Source organism: Bacillus sp. LBG-1-113 (genome assembly GCF_020708615.1).
Classification (GTDB): Bacteria; Bacillota; Bacilli; order Bacillales; family Bacillaceae; genus Bacillus; species Bacillus mojavensis.
Genome location: NZ_JAJFDG010000003.1, coordinates 20,619 through 37,441, shown reverse-complemented (window position 1 = coordinate 37,441; position 16,823 = coordinate 20,619). Strand labels below are relative to the sequence as shown.

Below are 16,823 nucleotides of genomic sequence, written 5' to 3'. Positions count from 1 at the left end.
GGTAATTGGCTGTGGAGTTAAAAAACAAGACCAAGCAAGTAGCAGATTTATATAAGAAAAATCAAGACAATAAAGCTTAAAAAGCCGACGAGTTTTTTCAGATTCAGTTCTTTAAACCTCAGATAAATAGATTAAAGAGACAAATTCATTTCACTTCACGTGTTGCATTAATGAATTAGAAACTTAGAAAGAAGGTGATCCCATATCCACTAACAATAAATCCAACATATTAGTCTCCATACTTACTTCAGCACGCCCACAACCCCGTAGACTGGTACCCCTGATGAGAAGAAGCCTTCAAAAAAGCAAAACGTGAAAACAAGCCCGTTCTGGTCAGTATCGGTTATTCGACTTGTCATTGTTGGCATTCTATTTGAATAACCATTTCTTCATTCAGATGACGGAATGAAAAAAGAGTAGACCTTTCAGTCCACTCTTAAATAAATTTTATTTCTCTCGTTCTATATATTCTTCTTTTGTTGTTTATTGCCCATAAAATTTAACCTCTAATACTTTGCCATTAGTTGTATTCCCTTTAAAAAAAGAGGAGCTACATCCTTACATGTTATTAGAACGAGCCTATATTGCTACATACTGATTCGGTGTTTTTGTTCAGTATCTATCTCGGGCTGTATCTCCTTTGTTAGATGATGACCCTCTATATCTACATTCGGAATGATTTTGTCTAACCATTTTGGTAAATACCAAGCTGCATTCCCCATCAACTTCATAATACTTGGAATGAGTGTCATTCTTACAATAAATGCGTCAAACAATACACCAAAGGAAAGAGCTAATCCATTTGCTTTGATAGAAGCTTCACCAGCAAAGATAAACCCTGCAAAAACAAATATCATGATTAGCCCGGCTGCGGTGACAACAGGTCCACTGTGTTTTAATCCAGCTTGAATCGCTTGTACTGGATTCTTTGTTTTTACATATTCTTCACGCATTCTGCTTACAAGGAATACTTGATAATCCATCGCTAAGCCAAAAAGAATACCAATCGTTAAAATAGGCAAAAACGCGAGTATCGGCCCTTTTTCAGGTATATTGAACAAGTCAATTAAGTTTCCATCCTGTAACACAAATACACAAATCCCAAGAGTTGCTGTCATTGTTAATATGAAACCTGCTACAGCAACAAGAGGTACTAGCAGCGAACGGAATAGGATTGTCAGCAATATAAACGCAAAACCAACAATGAGTAAAGCAAATACTGGTATTGCATCATTAAGGCGATCTGAAATATCTATATTCACTGCCGTCGATCCAGTTACGAGCAAATCTACCCCGTTTTGATCTGCTAAGCTGCGCACATCTTGTACCAAATCCTTAGTAGCTTTATCGTTTGGACCTGTTGTAGGAACAACCGTAATAATAGCAAAATTGCCTTTTGCATTAGGCATTGCAGGAGTAACACTTGCTACATGGTCTAAATCCTTAATTTCTTTTACTGCATCTGCGAATGCTTTAGCTTTATTTTCTGTAACACTTGTGGCATCCGCCACTATCGTTAATTGGCCATTAAATCCTTCTCCAAAACCTTCGGCAAGCAAGTCATAAGCCCGGCGCTCGGGATTATCCTTAGCTTTCATTCCTGCATCCGGTAAACCTAGCTCCAAATGCATAGATGGAATACTAATGACTAGCAAGATGAGAATACTAAATACACTTAGAAGAATAGGGTTCTTTGTGACAAAGCGTCCCCAGAAATTTGTTTCAGCGCTTTGTATTTCTTTTTTCTTGCTTGCTTTCGGAATCATGCGTTTCCCTGCTATTGATAAAACGGCAGGCACTAATGTAATTGAAGCTAATACAGCCATGAGCACACTGAGCCCTGCTGTTAGCCCCATTGCAGACATAAAAGGAATATTAACTACAGTCAATCCGCAAAGTGCGACAATAACTGTAAGTCCGGCAAAAACGACAGCACTCCCAGCTGTTCCCGTAGCTCTCGCAATTGATTCATTTTTTTGTATACCTTCACCTAAAAACTGGCGGTGTTTTGAAAAAATAAACAAAGCATAATCAATACCAACTGCAAGGCCAATCATTCCGGCTAATGAAAGACTGACGGAGGCAATATCAAACACTTGTGTTCCAATCAAAGTCAGCCCAATGCTTACACCTAAACCAATAAGTGCAGTTAAAATCGGTAAGCCTGCTATTAATAAAGAGCCAAATGTAATAGCTAGAACAACAAAAGCCAAGACAATACCGACAATTTCTGATACACCGCCTATCTCCATCTCGGCTCCTGGTATATCTCCGCTTAACTCCGTTTGTAATCCTTCATCATCAGCAATGGACAAACTATCTTTCACGTGTTTTATAGAGTAATCTTTTATATCATCTGCTGATGATTTGTATTTGATATCAGCATAAGCTACTGTCCCATCTTTCGCGATCGTTCCCGCATGAAAAGGACTTGCAATCGAATCAATGGAATCGTCTTTATTCATTTCCTTTAATGTATTCTCTATAGCTTTTTTTGCTGATTTTGCAGTAAGTTTCTCCCCATCTTTAGCACCGAATATGACCCGTATGCTCCCTTTATCAGGACCATGAGGAAATTCTTTATTGATCACCTTCATTGCTTTTTCCGAAGGCGTGTCTGGTATTGACATATCCTCAGAAAAACTGGGTTTTAATATGCCGGCTGCCCCTATCGCTGCAATCAACACAACGATCCACATACATAGTACTTTAATGCGATGGCGAGCGACCCACCCGCCTAATTTATATAACATTCTTGACATCATAATCTCCTTTCAACACATTGCTTAATAACATTCCCCCTAATTGTAGTTCATAAGGAAATGAAAAAAACGTACATTCGGGCATGTACGTTTGGGCAACTTTTAAATAGCCTTGTGTTATATATCTAAAGTTAAAATACCTCTCTGCATGGCAATCGTGACTGCTTCTGTTCTAGAATCCGCTCCCAATTTATTATAAATGGACGTCAGTCTTGACTTTACGGTTCTCTCCGAGATTCCTAAATCAAAGGCTATCGCTTTGCTTTTAAGACCTTTTGCAATCGCCTTTAGAACAACTATTTCTTTTTCCGTTAACTGAGTATCGCTGCTTGGCTTCTTCATTCTTTCCAATTGAATTTCTTGAAAACGTTTAAGAATATCAGGCTGCAGCAGCACTTCTCCTCTTAATGCTGCATCCATTGTATGAAATAGGGTTTCTGAGCTCGTATCCTTCAACAGATATCCTTTCGCTCCTAATTCAATCCCCTCAATCATCAAGTGATCTTCATTATAAGTAGTCAAAATAATAATGGGTAAGTTGTGTTTTTCTTTTATTTGTTTAATCGCTTCTAACCCACTCATTTCTGGCATGTATAAATCCATAAGAATGATATCTGGCTTTAATTCACCTGTAAGATAAACCGCTTTTTTGCCATTTTCCGCCTCTCCAATTATTGTGTAGTTATCATTCGTCTCAATTAACAGCTTGAGACCTTCTCTCACAACCAGATGGTCATCAACGATTAAAACCCTATTCATCTTCAATCTCTCCCTGATTTGACAAGATTATCTCGATTTGTGTGCCTATTGATTTTGTACTCTCTATATTGAATTGACCTTTCATTGCTCTGACACGTTCTTGTATACCAAGAAGTCCATAATGTCCTTTCTTTTTCCTGCCTTTTTCAACATCAAAGCCTTTTCCATTGTCTCTGACGGTTATATGGAGGTTTCCTTTCTCATTCCAAACTGAGACCCATATCGTTTCTGCTTCAGCATGTTTTGCTGCATTTGTAAGGCATTCTCCTATGATGTAATAACAATTTTCAGCAGTACGAACATCAGGCAATTGAGTTAATCTGTAGTCTAAAAAACAAGACAGACCTGTTGCATCTTTAAAATAATCCATTTGCAAGGTAATTCTTTCTTTTAAAGAACCGATTTCTTCTGATTTGCTGCGAAGATTGTCAATAGCTGAACGTGCATCAGCTAATGTGCTTTTTACTCTATTCATAGATTGTTGAATGATTTCTTTTGCTCTATCTGTGTTACCTTTCGATATATGAACATTAATAGCATCCAACTGCATATTTAAACTAACCAATCCTTGTGCAAGGGTATCATGTAAATCCCGAGCCATACGCTGTCTTTCGTTTTGCAATGTCAGCTGTTCTACTTGTTGATGAGCAAGCTCCAGCCTTTCAAGAGTCAGCTGCGCTTTTATTTTTTCATCAACTTGGGTAAAAAATGTTGCAGCATACGTGATAATGACAACCATGATAGGTACAGCGATAACAAGAAAATGCAAAATCTCGCCTTTGTGAATCTGATATATCGTATTGGCTAATATCAGAAGTAATAGATATAAAATGAGGAACGTTCTTCTTCTATCTGCCATTCCTATAATCTGCCCAATCAAAAATGCATAAAGGCCAATGATGACCAGCATTAAGAAGCCCGTCATGACATTAGCAAGTGCATAAGTGATCAAACCTTGCAGTACAAAATATAGAATGACCTTATTCTTAACCCATCGATATGAGTGCCAATGCAGCAAAGTAAAAATAACGATCAATATTGTAAACACATGAAGCAATAAAATGGACCAGCTCCCAGAAACAAACTGCAGCACGATAGAGGCGATATATATCATGAGAATAAAAGCTAAGCCTGGTACTCTGAGAGCAAGCATATTTAATGCCCGCCTATCTCGTGAAAAGTAGTTTTTATCAAAAGGTTTTCTTCGAAACATATTGCTTCACTTCCTTTCCTTAGACAGTATAATCACAAAGGATCCACAATAAAAATAGGGACACTCCAGTCACATTTGTCATCTTATCATAAGAGCCGTCAGGCATTTCATTTATAGGCCAGCAAGGAAAGAAGAAAATGCAAGATGTGGACTTAATCAATCCGCAAGATGAACAAAAGTTTAGAATTGCCCCAACGTACATAAGGATATGCCCTTATGTACGTTTTCTATATTCCATTTTAAAATTAAAATATATTATGGAGAGTTACTTTCATATGGGAGGATTGAAATTTGAAACCAATTGATCTCATCATAATAAACTTACAAAGAAAAGGAATCAGGGCTGAAAAAACGTTTAAAAATCGGCCCCGCCATACATTAAAATCCTCAAAGAAGTAAAGCAGAAGGGATCTACAAAATGCCCCATGAAAGAATAAAGAAAAACTATAGGGAAAAGAGGAACAAGGTATGTATTGGTTTTTTGGTTTTTTATTGTACCTTCTCATCGGTACTTGTATATTCATAGGAGTCATCAAAGACACTCACTCAGGTTCTTGGTTACTACTTGCATTAGCAGCTCCACTCATCATCTTTGGCTATCCTTACTTCTGTTCAAAGCAGCTTCTTTCCAAAAGATCAAGATATATGCATTGATTACGGAGTGATTGAGAACGAGTAGAAGGTGTGAAATTCATGATAAAATAACATTTCAAACTCAAACCTTCAAGACATATCATGTTGCGAACCATTGTTCCTGAAACTATATAAATAGCGAAGTCCTGACATGTACCGGTGCCATGTTCGCTAGAATAACCAAATCCAGTAATTTGCAGTCCGCACTTTATGAACTATTTTGATGGGTTTCCTTGGGAAGAGAAAGCATTTGAAAAAGCGAAACGTGAAAACAAGCCGGTTCTCGTCAGCATCGGCTATTCGACTTGTCATCAGTGCCGCGTTCGCTAAAGTAACCATCTGTATCCACCACAAATTAAATAAAGAATAGATATAATATTTATCAACTCAATCTTGATTATAGCCGTCTATATAAGGGAAAACTTTACCTTTAGGATTACTGCATCATATATAATGTGGATGTACATAAACAGTCACTAAACACGCTTTAATAACAGAGAGGTTGTTAGGATGAAGGAATTTTTCTCTATTGGAGAAGTATCTAAGTTATTCAATGTAAACATACCTACTCTTAGGTATTATGATGAAATTGGTCTCTTGAAACCAGAATTTACAGACGAACATAATAACTACAGATATTATTCTACACAACAATTTGAACGATTGAGTACAATCAAGTACCTGAGGACATTAGGTTTGCCAATAAATAAACTGCTTGATTTTTATGATTCTCTTGAGGTAGATACTCTGATTCACTTGCTGAAAGACCAGCAAACTGAAATTGATCGAAAAAAGAGGGAATTGGCACGCATTGAGAGAAAGATCTCTCGTCGCATTAAACAAATGGAAGACGCAGTTAATATGCCGCTAGAAGAAATGTCAAAAATCAAACTTCCTGAACTGCGTGTGGCGTATTTACAACATGAATATATTCTTGGTCAAGATATTGAGTATCCGGTAACAGAATTGAGAACTAAGTTTAAAGTCCACAAAGATATATTTTTAGGGAAAGTAGGATTATCCATTTCAGCAACAAATATAAAATCAAATCAGTTTGACCGATATTCCAGTATATTTATGGTTCTGGAAGATGAAGATGAAATCACTTCACCTGAAATCACTTTCCCCTCAAGAGAATATCTGCAAATTAGATTTAAAGGGTCACATTCAGAAGCGGCAAAATACTACGAAATGTTACTTACATATATGAAAAAGCATCATTATGAATTGGCTGGCGACTCAATCGAAATAACGCTGATTGATTACGGGGTAACTAATAATCCAGACAATTATGTGACTGAGATACTTTTGCCAATCAAATAAACTTAATTAATAGCTGTCACATACACTTGACCCTCAAGTAACTTGAGGGTTTATTTTTTTGAAAGGAACTATTATTGGAGGAGATAGCCTATGTTTGGAACAATTTTCAATACAGTTATGATCATTGCGGGAAGTTTAATTGGAGGTATATTCAAAAAAGGAATGAAAGATGAATACCAAGAAATACTTATGCAGGCAATGGGATTCGCCGCAGTTGGACTAGGGATTAACGCCTTTACACAGCATTTGCCTTCTAGTAAATACCCAATTCTATTTATTGTCAGTTTAGCTATTGGGGGATTGATTGGTCAGAGCATTAATCTAGAACTAAGATTTAACAATTTAGTCAACAAGTTCTCTAAAAGCAATTTAGCCGAAGGTTTATCAACTGCCATCTTATTATTTTGTATAGGTTCGTTATCAATATTAGGCCCTGTTAACGCTGCTCTGCATGATGATTATACTTATCTTCTAACAAACGGTATGTTAGATGGGATCACTTCCATTGTTCTCGCTTCCACATTTGGTTTTGGGATAGCAGCATCTGCGGTTGTATTATTTACCTGGCAAGGCTCGATATACTTATTTGCAAAATTAATGGAAAGCGCATTAAATACAGACCTTATTAATGAAATCACAATTGTCGGCGGCGTACTAATTCTTAGTTCAGGGTTAAGTATTCTGGGAATTAAAAAATTTAAAACCCTGAACCTCCTGCCATCACTGTTGATTCCGCCAATTGTAATTTTAATTATTCATGTATTTGGATTACAATTTTAAATTCTTAATCTAAAATTAACCTGCAAAACTGTGCACGGAAGGTCGGGTAGAAACATTTCACCCCTGTTATTCTTTTGTTAAAGGAGGTCAAATAAATGGATTTGCTTAAAAGTATGAATAGAGCATTAACGTATATTGAAGAAAACCTCACTAATGATATTGATTTTAAGGAAGCAGCAAAGCTTGCATTCTGCTCTGAATATCATTTTAAAAGGATGTTTTCCTTCCTTTCTGGTATTTCATTATCCGAATATATTCGTCGCAGACGTCTTACTCTTGCAGCTTTTGAACTTAAAGACAGCAATGTAAAAGTGATTGACATTGCAATAAAGTACGGGTATAACTCACCAGATTCTTTTGCACGGGCATTTCAAAATTTGCATGGCATAAAACCATCAAAAGCTAGAATTAATGGCCATTCACTTAAAGCTTATCCACGCATGACCTTCCAGTTATCAATCAAAGGAGGAAGTGAAATGAACTATCGTATTGAAGAAAAAAAGGCATTTCGCATCGTTGGCATTAAAAAAAGAGTTCCTATTATTTTCAAAGGGGTTAATCCAGAAATTGCATCCATGCGGGAAAGTTTAACAGAAAATAAAAAACATACTAACTTCTTTTATTTGGTATGTTTTTTTTAATGCAGGCTCTCAATATTGTAAATCCATATCATAATTATGAAAGTTTACTTCCTCTTTCCCATTTCTAGATGTATCAAAGTAAAAAGTATACCATTCAACAAATTACCAAAGAGACGGTTATACTGGGTTAATACATATTGTCCATCACATCTTCTGCATCTCTTCTAACAATTTTCCCAGTCTGCCTGCTTCATTAGAGATTTTGAACAAGTATGCTTAAGCTAACTAGCAGTTTAGTTTAACTGGCCAAAATCCTCTTACAGTAATAAAAAAATGCCTAACGAAATCAAATGTGACTTCATAAGCCATTTTAATAGTTTCTTTGTGTTTTGGACTTAACAACGGAACCTGATAGTTTATCCCTCACTCTTTTTAGTATTGTTAATCCGTTTATGTTTCTCCCCCCACAGTTTTCCAACACACATAATATTCAAATGTCTGGTGTTCCTTAAACGAATAGATAACATCTAATCTAGATAATTTAATAAGGTATAAACTAAACTCAAATAGCAACCAATCGCTAAATAGGAAGGTGGTCCCATGCCCACTAACAATAAAACCCAATAGATTTATCACTGAGAAGTCTCCATACTTACTCCAGCATGCCCACAACCCTGTATACTAGTACATCTTGCCATTGGTGACATGTTTCTCTGTTAGGAAAGTTTCACAGCAACCTCTTTTAATGTCAAACCTCCTTTTAAAGTGATATAAGTGGTGATCGGCAATTACCTACTTTTATACCAACCTTATTATAGTGCGCTTTTATATTAACAATAGGATGATTGTTTGTAACCTCATTTATTAGGTCGTTTAATTTATTTAGCTTAACCGGTTTATTCTCTAGCAAGTTATTGAAAGTTTCTTTGACTTCTTGAGGATAAACATTCCCTACCATACTCGACAAACCGTTACATCCATTATTGATTAACTCTAGGAAGTTTACATCTCCTGCTGCAAACATAATAAAGTCTTTAGGAAGATTTGTTTGTTGATGACGATGAACGTCGCCTCCTTCTTTCAGTCCAATAATATTAGGATGCCGGCTGACCAAGTCTTTAAGTGCTCTCTGGCTTAAATCAAAGCCGGTTCGGGCAGGGTTATTATAAAGCACAACCTCTTTAGACGTATGGCTAAGCAGTTCATCAACATAATAAATAGTTTGCTGTTGTGTTGGTTTTATATAAGGTGGAAAGCCAAGTAATATAACATCTATATTGGTTTTTTCGATTTTTTCAATAAGCTTTCTAGCATCCCTTGTTCTTATAGATGACACACCAAACATCAGTTCAATATCCTCAAATTTTTGCTGATTGAAATGTTCAATGATTTGTATACGTTCATTAATGCTGAGTGAATGTTGTTCACCAGTAGTGCCGCATATAAGCAAGGAATCGATCCCGTTATTTTGTAAATATTCAACAATAGGATCAAATCCTTCTAAACATAAACTCTCATCTTCATAAAAAGGAGTAGGAATAGCAACATTTAAATTTTTCATAATAAAGCAATCCTCCGACTTATAAACTTATTGCATTCTTTTGTTTATATTTTCTTTCATTAAACTAGAGATTATTTGTTCGTGTGTATGGGGTATTCGACTGAGTTGGTTAACGACTAATTCTTGCCGTAAAATTGAATGATTTTGACTTAGCTTCGCTTTCCCCTCTATTTTGTTGATTTTGATTTTAAAACCTTTTACTCCTTTGTTCATGCCCGCTAACAATTTAGATTCGACATCCCCTAGTTTGTATGGACTGTCAGGGCTTTCGTATTTCAATACCAGATCACTCATTGAATTTAATGTTTCTTCCTCATCCAAAAGTTCAACTTCCCCATAAACATGAGCAGATACGTAATTCCATGTAGGTACAGCCTGATTCGTCTCATACCACTTGGGCGATATATAACAATGAGGCCCTTGAAAAACTGCTAAAACGGATTGACTTACAATATCTTTCCATTGAGGATTCGGTAGAGCAAAATGACCGTATAAGTCATTTTTATCGTTGCTTATCATCAAGGGCAAATGGGTTGCATATGGCATACCATCGTGCATTGAAAACAATGTTGCAAAACCATGCTCTTTTATAACATCGTAAGCTTCGTCTTCACTAAGCTGAAATGAGGCAGGGATATACATAAAAACTCTCCTCTCTCAAAATGGATTGATAAAGCGCTTTTAGAGTATAATATGATACTAACTGACATTTAAAAAGGTACAATTCCAAATAAATATACATGTCAGGGGAGAAGACGATGAAAAACATTATTTTTGCTTTTAAAAGTAATACTCCTAAATACAAACAAATTTATGAACAATTCAAAATATTAATCGAGCAAGGAAATATCCAAGCAAATGAACAATTACCATCCATTCGTGAACTGGCAAATTCCCTGCAGGTAAGTCGCAATACGACGCTAATGGCCTACGATCTACTTTTAGCGGAGGGATACATTCGGGGCGAAAAAAGAAAAGGATATTTTGTAAATGAAGTAGAACCCTTTTTGTTTCAACAAAAAAATGACTCTTTTCAAAGTAAGCAAACAATAACGTTAGAAGAAAGGGTTCTGATTGATTTTCGTGCAGGTGCCGTAGATCAAAAACATTTCCCTCTGAAAACATGGAGGAAATTGTATAATCAAGTTTTGACATTAGAGAAAAGCTACCTATACGGTGAAGCATTCGGAGAAAAACAGCTACGTGAACAAGTAGCTGCTTATCTGTTAGAATCCCGCGGGGTGAAAACTGATGCAAATTCCATTATCATTGGCAGCAGTACCCAGCAAATGTTGGTTTATCTTGGTCATATTCTGAAAGATGAATTTTCCGGGATCATAGTTGAGGATCCAGGTTTCGACGGGGCTAGAGAAGCATTTCAATTTCATGGGTTTTCTCTAGAAACATTACCTGTCTTTGAAAGTGGGGCTGATTTTTCGAAGTTACATTCAATGAAAGAAAAATTAATTTATGTGACACCTTCTCATCATAGCCCTTACGGAGTAAGTATGCCCATTCAGCAACGTCAAACACTTATCAATTGGATTAATAAAAAAGAGGGATATATCCTTGAAGATGATTATGATAGTGAATTCCGTTATACGCAGCAGCCATTTCCTGCCCTTGCCTCCATTCATTCAGAAAGAGTCATCTATTTAGGAAATTTCTCAAAATCCTTTCTTCCAGGCGTTCGCCTAAGCTATATGGTTTTGCCCCAGCTTATATTACATCGATACAAAAACCGTTTTCTTCATTTCGAAAGCACTGCTTCTTTGCTTAACCAACTAACCATGGCCGAATTTATGAAAGAAGGTGAATGGGCCCGCCATATTAAACGCATGCGCACCATATATAGACGCAAAATGCAGCACTTTACTTCAAATTTAAAGAAGCAGTTCGGAGATCATTTAACGATTATTGGTGAGCAGTCTGGATTATATATATTAGTGAAAGTTCATCTGAACTATTCAGAAGAAAGATTAATCCAACGTGCTTTAAAATATGGAGTAAAAGTATATCCTACTAACATTTATTTCGTTAATAGAAATCCTAATAGACCAATCATAAAGTTAGGTTTCGCTCATCTCGACTTTGATGAAATCACACAGGGTGTAAAACTTTTGAAAAGGGCCTGGTTGTAATACACATATCTTCGTTTTCTCTAGTTAAAAAATACTCCCATGCCAGCGAACCAGCAATAAACCCATAATGAGAATTAAATAAAGAAAAATGTGGTATGTTATCTTTAGTTAAATTCAGAAAGAAGGTGATCCCATGCCAAACAAAAGTAAACCCAATCGATTAATCGCTGAGAAGTCTCCTTATTTGCTTCAACACGCCCACAACCCCCTAGATGGTACCCCTGGGGAGAAGAAGCCTTCGAAAAAACAAAACGCGAAAACAAGCCGGTTCTGGTCAGCATCGGTTATTTTCGATATGTCATTGGTGCCATGTCTATTAAAGTAGCCAAGTAGACAACCAAGGATCGTTGAGTAGAGATCCCTGTGATTTTTTTCAAGGATGGAATAAGAGAGAAGAAATTGACCGTAAGTAGTTGGAGGAGTGATTGAAGTATGTTAACAAGAGAAGATATCTTTAAACACGTCAAAGAAAAATACGGTACATCGCCTGATTATCCGTGGAGTAAATTCCCTAGATATGCTTCTTTGAGACATGAATCAAACGGAAAATGGTACGGTCTTATAATGAATGTTCTCCCGGAAAAATTGGGATTTGATAGAAGTGATGAAATAGATATTCTGAATCTAAAATGTCCTCCTGAAATAAGTGATAGTTTAAGAAATGGGGAAAGTATCCTTCCTGGATATCATATGGATAAGGAACATTGGATTTCACTTGTTTTGGATCGTACAGATCCAGAAGGAGAAATTTTTTATTTCATCGAGCAGAGCTTTAATTTAACTAAATCAAGCTAGATTAATGGGCCCTTTCATTTTAGGACATTGTTCTTCTCTCTATGCCCCCAACGCTACTTAAAACTATCTTTTTGAAGAAGAAAGTGCTGTTAACCGCCCATCATAATATATTATGAGTACTGATTCTCAAGTAAAACATTTCAAGAAAACCTGAATTATTCTTGTAAAGCAACGTTATGACAACATGTCGAACGTAACTACATTCGGCTATTCGACATGTCTTTGGTGGCATAGGATCTTTTTTATATTAGTTGCACACAACAACTTCATCCAAATACAAAAAACGAATGGGAACTATATGCTAGTTGTTTTTTTATTTACAATCTAAACAAAGTAAAGAAAGTATTACTTGAATAACTTCTACTCTCCAAACGATAGCTAACCTTGGCTATTCAAAAGAACATTGTCATTTATGCACATCAATAATTTATCATAGCTAGCCTTCAATTAAACGTTTTAACTTAAGCTCAGTTTCAGTATTCTCAACTGGAGTATAGACGCTGCATCTTAAATCAGTATCCCCATGCACTTGTAATGAAGTAAGATTAAACAACATTTTACCTACCTTAGCATGACGAAACTCAATTAATACTTCAGGAGCAGAGCTTATCTCATTTTCATTCCAAATTTTACGAAACTCAGGATATGCCTGTTCCATTTCTTGTATAAATTGCTCATACCAGTCATCAGCCACATACTGGCCATAATACGTTCTAAATATTGCGATATATCCTCTAACAAAATGCTCCCAATTCACAGCTAAACTTTTAAATTCCTTTCTTGCGAATAGTAAGCGTATTATATTCCTTTCTGCCGGGTTGATTTGTTCAAAATCCAAAAATACATTAGCTGCTGCTTGATTCCACCCAACAATCTGACTTCTTCTATCTGATATAATCGTTGGGCAATAACGAAGTTCCTGCAACATTTTTACTAAAGCCGGACTGATTTCCTTCTCCTTCTCATTTATAAAGGGTTGTTTCACTCCTTCCTCTAACGCTAGAGCATACAAATATCTCCTTTCATCGTTATTTAATTGTAATGCTCGAGAAATAGCATCTAATACCGAAGTAGATACTTTTATATCTCTGCCTTGCTCTAACCATGTATACCAAGTAAGACTTACACCGGCTAGTTGAGCCACTTCTTCTCTTCTTAGTCCTGGTGTTCTTCTGCGGGTTCCTACAGGTAAACCAACCATTTGGGGAGTGATTTTCGAACGTTGGTTCTTTAGAAATTCTGATAAAGCTTGAAGTCTTGTTTCAGGTTTCATTAAGATCTCCCTTTAAAATAGTATTAATTATACTAGGATAAACAACAACTTGTAATAGGATAACACAATAGCTAAAGTTAATAAAAACGAGGAGGGAATGATCATGAAAAGAGTTGTCATTACTGGAATGGGAGTTATTTCTCCACTAGGAAATGATGTAAACAGCTTTTGGAATCAACTAGTTAAAGGACACTCGGGAATATCTCTCATTGATTCTTTTGATACTGCTGATTATAAAACAAAGATAGCCGGAATCGTTCGTGATTTCGATGCAGATGAAATATTGGGGAGAAAAGAAGCAAAACGATTAGATCGTTTTAGTCAGTTTGCCTTAGCAGCAGCCGAACAAGCATTAGAACATTCACAATTACAGTTAGATCATGTTGATCTTGAACGGTTAGGGGTATATGTTGGTTCAGGAATCGGAGGCATACAATCCCTTGTTGATAATGTGAATGTATTAAATAAACGAGGTCCCGCGAGAGTAAGCCCCAGCCTTGTACCAATGATGATTTCTAATGCAGCTGCGGCCCAAATAAGCATAAGATTAGGAGCACAAGGACCATCATTATCACCAGTCACAGCCTGTTCAATCGGGAATACCTCTATTGGTGAAGCTTTCAATGCTATCCGAAATGATGAAGCAGATATTATATTTGCCGGTGGAGCAGAAGCTGCAATCACACAGATATCTTTGGCTAGTTTTGGAAACGCCCATGCACTATCTACAAGAAACCAAGATCCAAGTCGAGCCAGCCGTCCGTTCGATACAGATAGAGATGGCTTTGTTATGAGTGAAGGCGCAGGTATCTTAGTATTAGAATCATTAGAAAACGCTATTCTTAGAGATGCGCCGATATTATGTGAAGTAGTGGGGTACGGAGCTAGTTCAGATGCTCATCATATGGTAGCATCACACCCAGAAGGTAAGGGTGCCTACTTAGCCATGAAAAAAGCATTGAGAAGTGCAAATATATCAACAGGTGAAATTGATGTTATTAGTGCTCATGCAACAAGTACACAAGTAGGTGATCGTTCAGAAGTTCTAGCTATTAAGAAATTATTTGGGGAACATTCACGTGAAATTCCAACAACTGCAAACAAGTCAATGACTGGGCACATGCTTGGTGCTGCTGGCGGAGTAGAAGCAATTGCTTTAGTGGAAAGTTTGAGACAAGGAATGATTCCGCCAACTATTAATGTAGAGAATCAAGATCCAGATTGCGACTTAGATGTTGTATCAGAAGCGAGACATCTTCCATTGAAATATGGGCTATCAAATTCTTTTGGTTTCGGCGGACATAATTCAGCAATCGTGTTAAAGCATTACGATTGAAGACCCATCTAGTTCAAAGGTGAAATAATAAATCTATCAAGGGTTTATAGCCCTTGATTTTCATTATGGAATACCATACAGACACATTATGCCGAGCCTTAACTTCTGGTATATTAAATAGAGGAAAGAGAATACTTAAAAAAACGATATCATTGGGAGTTGTAGCACCTTTTTCCAGCGCTTTAACTACAGACAAACTAGAGCTAAATAATCAAAGTTTTGAAGTTAAAGGGACTGTTTTTTCTCAAATGAAAATGACGCAGGTACAGGCTTAGAGGAAAATGGGTCCATTAGATGAAGTACATGATACAGTAACAGACTATCTTGATAAGTATGTTTGGCATGCAGTTGCTAGTTCTTGTGGATATATTGCACAAGGTGTTGTATATGCAATTCTCTAAAGAAAGTGTTGATTAATTTGAACAAAGAGTCATTTAAATTCATACTAATTTTATTTGCAGTTTTTGCTGTCATTCAGGTGACAAATGAAATTAACTTTACTAACTATTGGTTTATAGACAGAGTTATTCAATTTATAATTTGTATTATTGTTTTTTTAGTTTTGACTTATATATTTCCAGTTTAAAAAAACAAGTGAACTTAGGATAGAGCTCTATTTTTTATTTTGTAATACTTGTATTTAAAGTGAGATTATAGGCTATTCAACTCGGCATTGGTGGCAGGTTTATTAAAATAACCAATACATCATTCAGAGATCCAACTTATTTACTTTCACAAACCAATTCTATAAAATGGGTTTTTAGGGATATTATCTAAGCAAAATAAGACAACGTATCGTTGTCTTTACTCATTATAATTATTTTTTTATAATATTATCTATATTACCAGTCTAGGTTATCCTTTGATAATATACCTTGTAGTCTAAATATGAGATTGATCGCTAAATCTATATCTAAATTGTCGTCTTTAAATTATATGAGAGTCTATTTATATAAGTTACTGTATTTATGTCTAGTATGTTAATTTCACCAAATCCCCTAACTTGTGAGTCTTTTTCATGTTCTGACATGCAGATGGGAGAAGAACTTGCCACTTACGTCTTGTTTTCCCCTCAATCGGCCGTAGCGAATCCCATGCTGCAAAGCTGCACTTTTGTCGAGATGTTCTCTCAGCCTGAGGGGCTAAAAGCCCCCGTTGTCTTATCTACCTTGTGCTTTCATAATATGCATAATTTCCAGCTTTGCCTTTAAAGAAAAATGTAGTACCAAACCGATCAAAACTATTTGCAAAAACGCCATTATCTGAATACATACATAATCTATTACTTGCGCCTTTAAATGGAGTTATAGAACAATCTACAATTGAAGTAGCCTTCGTACGCATATCCCCATCCGTTGAATCATTTGAAGCAAGAGCTTGTCCAGAAACAGGTAAAAGCAATCCTAAAGATAAAGCAACTCCAGTAATTGTCCTTCTCAATTTCATGTGAATCATCTCCATTCCTAAATTTTGTAATACACCTTAATTATAAGAGGAATAACTCTCCATTGAAAGGGTCTTGGATACTGTATTTGTAATAAAAAGGAATTTAAGTAAATCAATACTCACCGTTTCACTTATTGATTCTATCATTTATAAAATAATTTACAGGATTTAGTTTGGTTTGAACGTAAACTCAAATTGTCTCGATTCTGAAATGAAGTGA

The 16,823-nt window shown here is 36.1% G+C and carries 14 protein-coding genes and 4 pseudogenes; 11 read left to right on the top strand and 7 right to left on the bottom strand.

The genetic code is table 11. The features are described 5' to 3' along the window. Positions 1 to 233: 233 nt before the first annotated feature. Positions 234 to 368, top strand: a pseudogene (locus LJF29_RS09810) (DUF255 domain-containing protein); the annotation flags it as partial. Between the two features lie 219 nt (positions 369 to 587). On the opposite strand, the gene LJF29_RS09805 reads toward LJF29_RS09810, so the two are convergent. The 3 genes from LJF29_RS09805 to LJF29_RS09795 all read right to left on the bottom strand — a co-directional run bounded on the left by LJF29_RS09805 (position 588) and on the right by LJF29_RS09795 (position 4,734). Continuing rightward, on the bottom strand, positions 588 to 2,762 hold the full coding sequence (locus tag LJF29_RS09805) for an MMPL family transporter (RefSeq protein ID WP_229148220.1): 2,175 nt from the start codon (positions 2,760 to 2,762) through the stop codon (positions 588 to 590). 117 nt (positions 2,763 to 2,879) lie between these two features. Next, positions 2,880 to 3,521 (bottom strand): response regulator, encoded by a 642-nt coding sequence (locus tag LJF29_RS09800; protein WP_229148218.1) that lies wholly within the window; start codon positions 3,519 to 3,521, stop codon positions 2,880 to 2,882. Beyond that, positions 3,514 to 4,734: a sensor histidine kinase gene (locus LJF29_RS09795; RefSeq protein WP_229148217.1), complete on the bottom strand. Its 1,221-nt coding sequence runs from the start codon at positions 4,732 to 4,734 to the stop codon at positions 3,514 to 3,516. Before LJF29_RS09795 ends, LJF29_RS09800 begins: the two co-directional genes overlap by 8 nt. Before the next feature lie 468 nt (positions 4,735 to 5,202). On the opposite strand from LJF29_RS09795, the gene LJF29_RS09790 reads away from it, so the two are divergent. From LJF29_RS09790 to LJF29_RS21300, 6 genes and pseudogenes are all read left to right on the top strand, one after another. Continuing rightward, complete coding sequence (locus tag LJF29_RS09790; protein ID WP_229148216.1) at positions 5,203 to 5,388, top strand: hypothetical protein; 186 nt, start codon at positions 5,203 to 5,205, stop codon at positions 5,386 to 5,388. A gap of 189 nt (positions 5,389 to 5,577) precedes the next feature. Then, the gene (locus tag LJF29_RS09785) at positions 5,578 to 5,697 is read left to right on the top strand and encodes a DUF255 domain-containing protein (protein ID WP_267496017.1); all 120 of its coding nucleotides are present in this window, start codon (positions 5,578 to 5,580) and stop codon (positions 5,695 to 5,697) included. Between the two features lie 180 nt (positions 5,698 to 5,877). Continuing rightward, entirely contained in the window at positions 5,878 to 6,690 is an 813-nt protein-coding gene (locus tag LJF29_RS09780; protein WP_106019903.1) for a MerR family transcriptional regulator, read from the top strand. Positions 6,691 to 6,780: 90 nt separating this feature from the next. Beyond that, a complete protein-coding gene (locus LJF29_RS09775) occupies positions 6,781 to 7,470 on the top strand; it encodes a DUF554 domain-containing protein (RefSeq protein ID WP_229148214.1) in 690 nt (229 codons plus the stop codon). A gap of 95 nt (positions 7,471 to 7,565) precedes the next feature. Next, a pseudogene (locus LJF29_RS09770) lies at positions 7,566 to 8,066 on the top strand (AraC family transcriptional regulator); the annotation flags it as partial. 577 nt (positions 8,067 to 8,643) lie between these two features. After that, a pseudogene (locus tag LJF29_RS21300) lies at positions 8,644 to 8,730 on the top strand (thymidylate kinase); the annotation flags it as partial. An 81-nt stretch (positions 8,731 to 8,811) separates the two neighbouring features. On the opposite strand, the gene LJF29_RS09765 reads toward LJF29_RS21300, so the two are convergent. Beyond that, entirely contained in the window at positions 8,812 to 9,612 is an 801-nt protein-coding gene (locus LJF29_RS09765) for a dihydrodipicolinate synthase family protein (protein ID WP_229148213.1), read from the bottom strand. 27 nt (positions 9,613 to 9,639) lie between these two features. Further along, the gene (locus LJF29_RS09760; RefSeq protein WP_229148211.1) at positions 9,640 to 10,254 is read right to left on the bottom strand and encodes an FMN-binding negative transcriptional regulator; all 615 of its coding nucleotides are present in this window, start codon (positions 10,252 to 10,254) and stop codon (positions 9,640 to 9,642) included. A 116-nt stretch (positions 10,255 to 10,370) separates the two neighbouring features. Here LJF29_RS09760 and LJF29_RS09755 point away from each other — a divergent pair, with 116 nt between their 5' ends. The 3 genes and pseudogenes from LJF29_RS09755 to LJF29_RS09745 all read left to right on the top strand — a co-directional run bounded on the left by LJF29_RS09755 (position 10,371) and on the right by LJF29_RS09745 (position 12,548). Then, positions 10,371 to 11,753, top strand: coding sequence for a PLP-dependent aminotransferase family protein (locus LJF29_RS09755; RefSeq protein WP_229148210.1), 1,383 nt, complete (start codon positions 10,371 to 10,373; stop codon positions 11,751 to 11,753). A 133-nt stretch (positions 11,754 to 11,886) separates the two neighbouring features. Further along, a pseudogene (locus LJF29_RS09750) lies at positions 11,887 to 12,067 on the top strand (DUF255 domain-containing protein); the annotation flags it as partial. A gap of 118 nt (positions 12,068 to 12,185) precedes the next feature. Beyond that, complete coding sequence (locus LJF29_RS09745) at positions 12,186 to 12,548, top strand: MmcQ/YjbR family DNA-binding protein (protein ID WP_229148208.1); 363 nt, start codon at positions 12,186 to 12,188, stop codon at positions 12,546 to 12,548. Positions 12,549 to 12,984: 436 nt separating this feature from the next. Here the strand turns inward: LJF29_RS09745 and LJF29_RS09740 are convergent, their stop codons facing one another. Further along, positions 12,985 to 13,821, bottom strand: coding sequence for a helix-turn-helix transcriptional regulator (locus LJF29_RS09740; RefSeq protein ID WP_106019906.1), 837 nt, complete (start codon positions 13,819 to 13,821; stop codon positions 12,985 to 12,987). Positions 13,822 to 13,924: 103 nt separating this feature from the next. On the opposite strand from LJF29_RS09740, the gene fabF reads away from it, so the two are divergent. Beyond that, positions 13,925 to 15,157 carry a beta-ketoacyl-ACP synthase II gene (fabF, locus tag LJF29_RS09735; protein ID WP_229148206.1) on the top strand — a complete coding sequence of 411 codons (1,233 nt, stop codon included), beginning with the start codon at positions 13,925 to 13,927 and terminating at the stop codon, positions 15,155 to 15,157. A 1,164-nt stretch (positions 15,158 to 16,321) separates the two neighbouring features. Here fabF and LJF29_RS09730 read toward each other — a convergent pair. Then, complete coding sequence (locus LJF29_RS09730) at positions 16,322 to 16,603, bottom strand: LCI fold-containing protein (RefSeq protein WP_229148205.1); 282 nt, start codon at positions 16,601 to 16,603, stop codon at positions 16,322 to 16,324. Positions 16,604 to 16,823 lie beyond the last annotated feature (220 nt).